The sequence below is a fragment of the Micromonospora sp. NPDC057141 genome, from assembly GCF_042670805.1.
Taxonomy (GTDB): domain Bacteria; phylum Actinomycetota; class Actinomycetes; order Mycobacteriales; family Micromonosporaceae; genus Micromonospora.
The window spans coordinates 60146-69931 of record NZ_JBHUVA010000030.1 but is presented as its reverse complement, the minus strand read 5'-3'; the positions used below and the strand labels follow the sequence as shown (position 1 = coordinate 69931).

Annotated in this window: 8 protein-coding genes and 1 pseudogene; 5 read left to right on the top strand and 4 right to left on the bottom strand. The window is 71.2% G+C overall.

Translation table 11 applies throughout. The features are described from left to right. Positions 1-479 (top strand): hypothetical protein (locus ACFT41_RS17440; RefSeq protein ID WP_377613913.1); only part of this gene is annotated, 479 nt, incomplete at its 5' end. Positions 480-1032: 553 nt separating this feature from the next. On the opposite strand, the gene ACFT41_RS17435 is transcribed toward ACFT41_RS17440, so the two are convergent. Both ACFT41_RS17435 and ACFT41_RS17430 read right to left on the bottom strand, forming a co-directional pair. After that, on the bottom strand, positions 1033-1329 hold the full coding sequence (locus ACFT41_RS17435) for a DUF6924 domain-containing protein (protein WP_377589612.1): 297 nt from the start codon (positions 1327-1329) through the stop codon (positions 1033-1035). Then, positions 1214-1534 (bottom strand): annotated as a pseudogene (locus ACFT41_RS17430) (DUF6924 domain-containing protein); the annotation flags it as partial. The pseudogene ACFT41_RS17430 and the gene ACFT41_RS17435, both read right to left, overlap by 116 nt. On the opposite strand from ACFT41_RS17430, the gene ACFT41_RS17425 reads away from it, so the two are divergent. The 3 genes from ACFT41_RS17425 (at position 1501) to ACFT41_RS17415 (ending at position 3151) form a co-directional block, all read left to right on the top strand. Next, positions 1501-1989: a DUF4265 domain-containing protein gene (locus ACFT41_RS17425; RefSeq protein WP_377589610.1), complete on the top strand. Its 489-nt coding sequence runs from the start codon at positions 1501-1503 to the stop codon at positions 1987-1989. The pseudogene ACFT41_RS17430 and the gene ACFT41_RS17425 sit on opposite strands and share 34 nt — an antisense overlap. 404 nt (positions 1990-2393) lie before the next feature. Beyond that, positions 2394-2744 carry a hypothetical protein gene (locus ACFT41_RS17420; RefSeq protein ID WP_377589609.1) on the top strand — a complete coding sequence of 117 codons (351 nt, stop codon included), beginning with the start codon at positions 2394-2396 and terminating at the stop codon, positions 2742-2744. Further along, positions 2741-3151, top strand: coding sequence for a hypothetical protein (locus ACFT41_RS17415; RefSeq protein WP_377589608.1), 411 nt, complete (start codon positions 2741-2743; stop codon positions 3149-3151). Before ACFT41_RS17420 ends, ACFT41_RS17415 begins: the two co-directional genes overlap by 4 nt. 62 nt (positions 3152-3213) lie before the next feature. Here the strand turns inward: ACFT41_RS17415 and ACFT41_RS17410 are convergent, their stop codons facing one another. Next, positions 3214-4461 carry a hypothetical protein gene (locus tag ACFT41_RS17410; protein ID WP_377589607.1) on the bottom strand — a complete coding sequence of 416 codons (1248 nt, stop codon included), beginning with the start codon at positions 4459-4461 and terminating at the stop codon, positions 3214-3216. 188 nt (positions 4462-4649) lie between these two features. Continuing rightward, positions 4650-7502, bottom strand: coding sequence for a BTAD domain-containing putative transcriptional regulator (locus tag ACFT41_RS17405; protein ID WP_377589606.1), 2853 nt, complete (start codon positions 7500-7502; stop codon positions 4650-4652). Between the two features lie 398 nt (positions 7503-7900). On the opposite strand from ACFT41_RS17405, the gene ACFT41_RS17400 reads away from it, so the two are divergent. Further along, complete coding sequence (locus ACFT41_RS17400) at positions 7901-9736, top strand: Hsp70 family protein (RefSeq protein WP_377589605.1); 1836 nt, start codon at positions 7901-7903, stop codon at positions 9734-9736. Positions 9737-9786: the final 50 nt, after the last annotated feature.

Below are 9786 nucleotides of genomic sequence, written 5' to 3'. Positions count from 1 at the left end.
GGGGCCCGCATCCACCGATGCGGGCCCCGCGCCGCAGCGACAAGGAGTTGACTATGGACAACATGCTCGAACCCGCCGACGAACCGGGCACCGACCGGTCACCCCGACTCAGCGTCGGCGACCCGGAGCTACGCAAGACCCGACGGCTCGCCCGCGAGTGCGACACCTGCATCTTCAAGCCCGGCAACCTGATGCGTCTCTCCGAGGGCCGCCTCCGCGATCTGGTGGCCGAGGCGCGGCGAAACGAGTCGTTCGTCGTATGCCACGACACCCTTCCCCACTACCGGAACCGGGACGTCAAGCCCGCCATCTGCCGGGGATTCGCCGACCGCTACTCCACCCAAGCCCTCCAGGTCATCGAACGACTCTTCGGGTTCATCGAGGTCGACCCGCCCTTCGACGACCTGGGCCGCGCCGACGGCATCCCGACGACGCAGGACAGCGCTATCGAAAAGGGCGAACCCGGCTCGGCCGATTAGATCGACGGTGCTGGGAGATTGGCTGAGCGGAATCCGCTCAACCCAACTCCTCCCGGACCTGAGCAGGAGACGGGTTCTCTCGCGTGTGGTCGTCTGTCGCACGTCGCAGTCGCTCCCGAGCTACGGCCCGTCACCGTCTGGCCTGGCCACGATCGCGGATCACGGCAGATGGTGCGCCGGTTCCCGGGCGTAGTCGATGCGACTACGCTCCGGCGGAGGTGTCCGAGCCATACGCGGTGTCGTGCATCGTCCCCGCCGCCGCCTTCGCCCCGGATCGTGCTTTTGCGGGAACGCCGACGCTGGTTATGCATCTGGGCTATAGCGCGCCGCGCGTCACGCATGACAGGGGCGTGCGCCATCGATGCGCGGTCCGACCGGCGGTGCCGCACAACGACGACTGCTGACGTAACGACAAGCAGCAGCGCTACGCCACCGAGGATGATCCAGAGCCAGGGCACGGTTCACTCCTATCGGCCGCTGCCCGGATTGCCGCAGCATGACCCAAGCGGTCCATGATCAACGCGGTTCGGGTGCCCGCTGATCGACAGGTGCGTCAGAAGCCACGAAAGACGCCATCTGGGCCTGCCGCCCGCGCGAACTCGACGAAGTCCATGTTGCCAAGCGACAGGTTGTTCTCGATCGCCTGGACCTGCCGTGGCAGCGTCCTGAATGGCCCTGTCTCGTGTCTGTCGTTCAGGTTGACGACGAGTAGGGGGACGCTCCGGCATCGAGACGGTGACGGCGTCGACGACGAACACCACCGGGTGCCTGTGCTGACGCGGGTAGGCGCGAGGATAGCCGGCCACGATCGCCGCCTCGCTGAGCCCCACCAGCGCCCGCTCCTCGACAAACTCGACATTGGCGTCGAAGCCCTCCTCGGTGGGGCTGGTCAGGCCGGCCTTGAGCTGCTCCCGGACACCGTCGTTGCGGAAATCCGCACTGCAATGGATCGACGGCAGTCGCACGAGTGGATCTCCGTTACGTGCTGTGGTTTTGACGGCGGTGGCGGCAGACTCGGGTGGTGTCTTCGTTTGGCGGTGCCGCGGCCGAACCACCGCCGGGATGGGTGCAGGTGTGGTTCTCGATGTCTGGTGGGGCAGTTGCTGCCCTCGGCATGGGTGCCGAGATGCTGGCGCCGGACCGGGTCCGGCTACCAAGTGCGCCGTGGGCGGCGCTGAATGCCGCCAAGGGCGACATCTTCAGCGTCCAACGAGATGGGGATGGCCTGCTGTGGGCGCAGGAGAAGCTTGAGGCATCTGGCTACTGCGCGATCCGGGTCGTGCTCGCGCCCGACGGTCCGCTCGGTCCGGTCGACGCGGGGGTAGAGGCGATACTGGACAAGTTCACGGCCCTCGGAGTTACGGGCTCCGGCATGTTCGGGCTGGCCGTGATCGATGTACCACCGGACGCTGATCTCGACAGGGTGCGGCAGTTGCTAAACACGGGGCAACGCGGCGGCTGGTGGGACGTCGAGGAACTGTGCACCACCGATGGGTGGCACACGGCGTAGCCGTCGGCTCCCGTGCGGCGCGGGAGAGCCCCTGTCTCGCCGGGCTGCTCTCGGGCTCGCCGTACGGCGAGCTCGGCGTGTGTGCAGCGCCCGGGAGGCCGGCCCGGGTGACGGCGGGAAACGGCCGCTACGTTTGGCGCGTGGACGACGAAGCGGACGGCGATCCCGCCCTCAGGTCGGCGGACGCCGGCCGTATGGGCAAGGCGGCTGAGCACCTCGTCGCGGCCTTCTGCGTCCTGGCGACGCGGGGGCCCTCAACGTGTCCACCTCGGCGGATCGCGGCAGGGTCAGGCCGTGCGGTGCGACGGCGGACGCCGCCGGGCTCACGTGGATGGCCGCACCCGGTCGGTAATGAGTACGGAAGCGGATAGGCCAGGCCCCGCAGCCGTGGCAGCTTCTTGGACATGGATGATGTGGCCGCGCCGCGCCGGGCGTCGTTCGGGTTGAGCCTTCTCGTCGCGTGTGGCTGGTACGCCACCGTGATCGCCGCGGTCTTCGTCGGATGGTCAGGGGTGCCGGCCAGACCGAAGCGGGACTGCGCGGAGGTGTTCGACTGCCTGACCCCGCAGGAGGAGTTCGGCCTGGCGATGATCTTCGGCGCGCCGATCCTCGTGGGCCTGCTGTCCACCACTGCGGTGGTCACCGGTCTGCTCGGGCGCCGAATCCCCTCCCCGATCCTCGCCGGCACCCTGTCGGTGCTGGTCACTGTCGTTGTCGCGGCGGTGGCCGGCGCGGTCTGGCAGGGTGCCCGATGAAGCGCGTCGGACCCGGCGTGCTGTTCCTCGCCTGGTTCTACGGCGTGCCGTTCCTGTTCGTCGTTGGATTGGTTCGACGGGTGTCCTCGCCCTATGTGCCAACCCCTGCGGCGGCACGCGCGTTCGGCGCGACCACGTACACCATCCTGACGGCGGCCCTGGTGCTCAACCTGGTGCTTCCGATAGCTGGGGCGCTGCTCGCGCGGCTGGTCCGCGACGGATACTGGAGGCGCCACTTCGCCTGGTCACCGGTGGGTGTGGTGCTGATCTACGTTGCTGTCGCGATGGTGGGAAGCATGGCCACGGGGCCCTTGTTCAGATGGACCCCAGCCGTCCAGGGGACAACAACACCGACCATCACCCAGTGCATCCCGATCAGCGGCGGCCGCGGCTGCCCCGGCGGCTGATTCCACCGTACGCGCGACAGCGGCACCTACCTGGGCATCCCCGACAGGTGCGCCTGTTGGTGTCACTCGGTCCGCGACGAACGTCGGGCAGGATCGGGTTGTCGTCGTGCCTGTGCCCTGGCGATTCCCGGTCGTCGGGGGTAGTCGGCTGGTAGGTATCGGTAGACCGACCGTAGAGACCTGCCGACTTTCTTGGCGAGCAGTTCAGGAGCCATGTTCGGCTCTCTGCGTAGCCAGTAGGCCACTGCCTGCGCGGTGCCCCTGGGAATCTCTGGGTCCTCAGCGTCGCCGGCAGCCTCCCCGCCGCCTTCTCCGCCCGCCAGCGCGGCGTGTGGGGGGATGTCACCGATGCTCTCGGCTGGCGAGGGCTGGTCGCCGTTCGATTCGGGACCTGGGTTGCGCTCCGGCTCTTGATCCGGTGCTTGCCGCTCACCACGTGGTGTGCCTGTGGAGAACCGGCTGGGCGCTGGCGGCGGAGACGGGCGAGGTTCAGGTTCCCGCGATGCGGGGGCGTGGCGTTCTCGGCTGAGCCAGTGACGGCGGTGGCTGGCGTTGTTGGTGGCGAGGATCCGTTCTGGGGTGAGGTCGGCGGCGAGGAGTGTGGTGAGCCGGTTGTAGTCGGCGGTGGCCGTGAGGCGGGCGGCGATCTCGTCGAGGTCATACACCCGCACGGCGATGTCGGCGGTGGTGGCGTCCACGGTCGCGCGGATCCTGCGGTGCAGCACTGTGGCGATCGCGGCGTTGCGGCGTTCTCGGGTGGCTGCGGCGCGGGCCGCGTGTAGGGATTGGTAGAGGTCGAGTCCGTCTGCTTTGGCGATCGTGCGGGCTCGGAGGGTGATGGCGGGGTGGCGGAGCCAGTGTCCGATCATCTCGTAGGCGGGTGGTGTGGGTGGGAGGTCGCCGGTGGCGCGTAGTCGGTCGCGGCGTTGGTTGCCGGCGTGGATCAGCCAGACGAGGTATCCGAGGGCGGACATGGCGGCGTAGAAGCCGCCGAGGAGGTGGTCGGGGTGGGCGGCCCAGTTGAATGCCGCCGCGCCGGCGGCGATCGCCGCTGAGAGCAGGCGGGAGGCGAGTGCGCGTTCGCCGAGGCGGCGTCTGACGTCGGCGTCGGCCATGACCACCACGCCGCCGAGTTCCAGGGTGGCGACGGCGGGGACCGCGATGATCAGCGGGATGTCGAGGGTCTGGGCGGCGCCGGTGACCTGTCCGACGAGGGCTACGGCCAGGACTAGAACGTAGAACGCCTGCCGGGTCCAGGCGGCGTGTCTGACCGCTTTGAGTACGTCGGCGTCGAGGTCGTCGCGGGTCACCGGGACGGCGGTGGCCGACCGTGCGCGCTCTTCCCGATGCTCCGTTCCCCGCGTCGAGCATTGGCCGCAGGGCGGGGTGCGTCGGGGGGCGGCACTGTCGCTGGTGGCGGGTGCCGCGGCGTCGGTCGAGGTGGCGTCGGCGGGCTGGCCGGCAGGGGCCGGCCCGGGTGAGGGGATAGGCGGAGTCGTCATGGGTGGCGTCCGTTGGCGCGGAGACGCGGGTGTCCGGTGGGCCGGTGGGGTCGCGGGTCGGCGACGAGTTGGTCGGCGAGGGTGAGGGTGTCCTCGCTCGGTTGGGCGTCGATGTCGGCGAGGCGGTGGGTGAGGTCCTGGCGTAGGGCGTGGATGTCGTCGGCGTGTCCCAGTGCGGCGTGGATTCGCATCGCTTGCTGGTACAGCGGTTCGGCGTAGGGGTCGTGTCTGATGGCGGCCTGGATGACGGTGAGGGCTTCGTTCGGGTCTGGTGTGGTGGTGGCCAGGGTGAGGTGGGCGTTGAGTGCCTGGCGGCGGATGCCTTCGCGGTGGGCTTCGATCCACTCGTAGTCGAAGCCGTCGGCGAGGTTGCCGCTGTAGGCGTCGACGGCGCGGCGTAGTGCGGCGAGCCGGGCGGTGTCGGTGGTGGCCCGGTCGGCGTCGCGCAGCGCGGCGCGCATCCGCCACAGGTCCGTGTCGACGGTGTGCCGGTTGAGGGCGTATCGGTGGGTGGTGTGGATGAGGTAGATGTCGGGGCCGCCGGTGTGGGCGAGGGTCTTGCGGAGCGCGGACACGTAGGTGTGCAGCCGGTGGGGTGCCTTCGACGCGGGCGCGTCGGGTAGCAGGTCGTCGAGGATGGCGTCCTGGGTCGCTTCGCCGTCGAGGACGGTGAGGTAGACCAGCAGTTCGAGGGCCTTCGCCCGCAGCGGCAGGCTGGTGTCTCTGCCCAGGATGTGTGCCCCGCCGAGAACCTGCGCACTCACCCGCCCACCGCCATTGCCTGGCTGTTCGTCGGCGGCGGTTGATGGGGAGCTCGGGCGGTGGGGAGTCTCGGCGGCCATCGTCACGCGGTGGGTGGCGGTGAACATTGGCGTGGCGTCGACGTCGGGCACTGCGCCAGCGTCGGCTGCGGCAGGGTCGCTCGCCGTCGGACGAGGCTGTGTCTCTCGGGCGCTGTCCGCGCTTGCGCCGTTCGCGGTCAGGGGCTGGTGTGGGTGGGGTTGTGCGGCGGCGAGCGTCGCGAGCAGGTCGAGGGTGTCGGCGGCGGTCAGGACCGTCAATCGGCCGACATCTGCCGGGCGGGTGCTCTGCTGCCCGTTGTCGTCGGCGGCCGCGGTGAACCCGTTGTCGGCGACGGTGATGGCGCCCCCGTAGGCCCAGGGGCCGAGCAGGACGCCGTGGATGTCGAGCCGTTGCCCCTGGGTGAGCAGCGCGGCGGTTCGGGCGTGTTCGTGTGCCGCGGTGGCGTCGGCGATGAGCAGCAGCGAGGGCAGGGCTTCGGCTGACGGGTGGGCGCCGCGCAGCGCGGTGACGGTGTCGGCCTCGTGCGCGACGCAGACCCGGGTGCGGTGCAGGATCTGCTCCTCCACCACGGTGAGGGCGTCGGCGAGGGTGTCGGTGACAATCAGGCCTGGCGTGTCCGCGACGAGGTCCGCTTTGTCACCCAGCAGGCTGGCCAGGACGGTGAAGGGCACGATCACCTGGCCGCGCTGGGGCTGTTCCGGTGTAGCGCCGGCGAGTGTGGACACCAGGAGCCCGCGCGCCGCCGCCTGCGCGGCCGGTCCAGTAAGTCCGAGGCCCGACGCCGGCCAGGCCCCTGTCGTCCGGCCGGTCAGCGCGACTGTGGTCGGGCCTGCGTCGGCCGGCAAGCCGATCGTGCCGGTGTTGGCCGGTGCGGTCAGGATCGGATCGGGGTCGAGGTGGGTTGCGGCGGTCGCGGCTGGGTCAGCCGCCAGGGCAGTCGCTGTCTCGCTCGCATGGGAGGCGTTGCCGAAGTCGCTGTTGGCGGCAGGGGCGTAAGACGGCGTGGACTCGGCGAGCGCGCGGCGGATGAGGGCTAGGACGGCAGGCAGGCGCGGCGGCTGCCGACCGTGCTCCTGGGTGTTCGGGGACGCGTTGCGAGGCGGGGTGTGGTGGTGTCTCCGGCGTGTCCACGCGAGAGCGGCGGCTGTCAGCAGCGCGGCGGCGAGCGTCGCCTCGATCCAGCCCCGGTCGTCGAGAGACACGCCGGGCTGGTCGCAGTCCGGCCTGTCGGGCCCGGGCGTGGCAGGTGCGTCGGGGGTGGTGTCCGGTGAGGTCGGGGGGCTGGTGTCCTTGTCCGGTGGCGGGGATGGCGTGCTGGCAGGGGTGGTGTTGGGCGCGGCCGGTGGAGGTGTGGAGGGTATGGGCGGGGCGGGCGTGTTCGCGTCGGCGGGCAGGCGCAGTCTCCAGCCGGGCCGGATCAGGTCGGGGTCGGTCAGGCTGCCGGTGGTGAAGCGGGTGCCGCGGTTGAGGGAGTAGATGTCCCGCCACCGGTCGGCGTCGTCGAGGCGGCGGGCGGCGATCCCGGACAGGGTGTCGCCCCGGCGCACCGTGACGGTGTGCTGCGTCGCTGTCGTCCCGGTGTCGTCTCGGTCGGCCGAGGCCCCGGTGGTGCGGGGGCTGCTGTCGGCGATGGCCGCTGGCGGGATGGGGTTGTCCGGGAGATCCGCGGCCGTGACGGCGAGGGCAGGAGTGGTGCCGCTGGCGCCAGCGGTCACGGCGGTGGCACCGAGCAGCGCCGCGGTCAGGCCCTGCAATGGTCCCGGGAGGCGCAGCTGGCCGAGCCGGCGCAGGCGGTGACCCGCCCGGTGGTGCAGGTGGGTGAGCACGGTGGTGGCCAGCAGCGCCCAGAGCGCCCACCCGGCGGCGAGCGCCAGGACGGTGAGGAATCCCGGGGTCAACGGCTGCCCGAGCCACACCTGGACCTCGTCGCCGTCCGGCCACCGCAGATGGGGGCGGCCGAGGCCGTACAGCAGCAGCGCGGGAGCGCCGATGACGACACCGGCGGTCAGGGTCCTGCCGATGCGAGCGATGGTCCGGATTCCCATGACGTCCCTTCCTGCCGACCCGATGGGATGTGCGGCAACGCTAGGCCCGGACAATCCGGCTGGGACGGTTCCGTCGGATCACACAAGCTCACAGCGCCTTACACAACCTCACAGACGCAGGTCACGAACCCCGGCGCGCCCGTGGCCTCTGCCGAGTGCGCGTGCACGGGAAGGCGGGCCGAACGCGGACAGAGCCTCTTCCGCCGTCGTGCTGTCGGCTGCTTCGCCCTGGCATCGCCACGTAAGGCTGGTGCCGCAACGGCAACCGACAGGAACGACGCCAGGGGTCCTGATCGTCGAGGGCCGCCCGCCCATCGACGTCGGTACGCCCGTGCCGGGCGCGTGAAAGTGCTTTTCACGGGTGACGTGAGGATCTTCTTCATGTTTGACTGAGTCGCATGTCGGTGCAGGCACGGCTAGCGATCGACTACGGCTCCGCCAACACGGTGGCGGTGCTGGCGTGGCCTGACGGCCGGTGGACCCCGGTGACTGTCGACGGCGTGCCAGCGATGCCCAGCGCTGTGTGGGTCGCCGAGGACACCAGCGTGTGGACCGGGCAGCAGGCGTGGCAGGCCGCCGCGCACCAGCCACACCGGTTCGTCCCGGCCCCGCAACGCCTCGCCGAACAGAGCATCGACCTGGACGGCCGGCACGTCGAGGCGACCGACCTGGTGGCGGCCACCTTGCGGCGCATCGCCGAGCACGCCGGGCAGCTGGTCGGCGGGCCGATCGACGACGTACGGCTCGTGGTGCCGGCCGGGTGGGGGCCGAGGCGGCGTACGTGGATGCGGCACGCGGCGCACCGCGCCGGCCTGGGACAGCCCCGCCTGGTCGAGGCGCCGGTCGCGGTAGCCGAACACCTGCTGGCCACCGGCACCCAGATGCCGGTCGGCGCGTACCTGGTGGTCGTCGATGTCGGTGGCGGGGCGGAGGTCACGGTCCTGCGTCGCGGCCCCGCCGGGTTCGAGGTCCTCGCCACCCTGGCCGACCCCGCGGCCGGTGGCGACGCCATCGACCACGCCCTCGCCGCAGCCCTGGCCGGTCAGGGCGACGGCGGCGGGTGGGCGTGGGCGGCGAGCGTGCGGACCGCGAAGGAAGCCCTCGCCCAGCACGCCGCCATCACCGTTCCCCAACCCGCCGGAACGGCGGTGGTCGCGACCAGCGTGATGCTGGAGCAGACGGCGCGGCCGATCCTGCAGCGGCTCGGGCAGCTCACCGTCGACGCGATCACCGCCGCCGAGCTCACCCCGACGGACCTGGCCGGGATCTACCTGGCCGGCGGCACCGCACGCCTACCCGCGACCGCCGCCGTCATCGCCGAGCGCACCGGCCTCACCCCGCAGACCGTCGAGGATCCGATGCTCACCGCGGCCCGTGGGGCGGCCGACGCCAACACCAACGCCGCCACCGCAGGCGGCGCGAGTGGACCGGAGCCGCAGGTGCCGCCGGCACGGCGGGTGCTGCCCGTCGCGGTGGCCGGGTTCGCGTCACTGGCGATGATCAGCCAGATGCTGCTCACCATCGACTGGCGCGGGGTCTACCCGAACGAATGGGCGGAACCGTCCTGGGGACAGCTGGCGATGGCGTCGGTGTTCGCGGTCATCGCCTGCCTGTCCGCCGGCACGCTCCTCGGCGCACTGGCCGCCGCCCACAGTCCAGAACACGCCAACCGGTCACCCGCGGGAACGGTCAGCCTCGGCATCCTGTCGGCGGTCTCGCTGGGCATGGGCCTGGCCAGCCTCTACGCCGTGGTCGCCGCCCAATACCTCGGCATGCCGGTCGGTCCGTTCCTGCGGTGGGCGCTGCTGCCCGTCACCCCGATCGTCGGCCTCGCCCTCGTCGCCGCGGTCATGGCCGCCCTCCAATGGCGCACCCCACCCGGCGGATGGTCGGCCCTGCTGTCGTTCCCGACCGGCTCCGTCCTCGCCGCCGCGATCGGGATGGGCCTCGTCCAGTACTCCATGACCGCCGACCGGTGGCCCGACATGGTGCTCTTCATCGAAGTCGCCGGCCGCGTCGGCGGCCTGCTGATCGGCATCGGCGCGGTCATGGCCCTGATCCGCCCCTGGCTGCTGCGGCTGGTCATCGGCGCGCCGCTGGCCGTCATCACCGCCGCCATCACGTCGTACCGCATGCTCGGCGTCCTCGCCGGCATCTACGCCACCGCCGTGGCCATGTGGTGGGTGTACCGGCTGTGGACCCGCCTCGTCCGCACCCCGGCAGCCCACCCATGACCGGTACCCACCCCACCGCCACAAGCCGATCCCGCTCGCTCGGGCGGCCC

Excerpts from the sequence above, each read along its gene's own strand:
- ACFT41_RS17420 (WP_377589609.1), top strand. The coding sequence starts at position 2,394 with ATGGATGATGTGGCCGCGCCGCGCCGGGCGTCGTTCGGGTTGAGCCTT.
- ACFT41_RS17415 (WP_377589608.1), top strand. The coding sequence starts at position 2,741 with ATGAAGCGCGTCGGACCCGGCGTGCTGTTCCTCGCCTGGTTCTACGGC.
- ACFT41_RS17405 (WP_377589606.1), bottom strand. The coding sequence starts at position 7,502 with ATGGGAATCCGGACCATCGCTCGCATCGGCAGGACCCTGACCGCCGGT.
- ACFT41_RS17400 (WP_377589605.1), top strand. The coding sequence starts at position 7,901 with ATGTCGGTGCAGGCACGGCTAGCGATCGACTACGGCTCCGCCAACACG.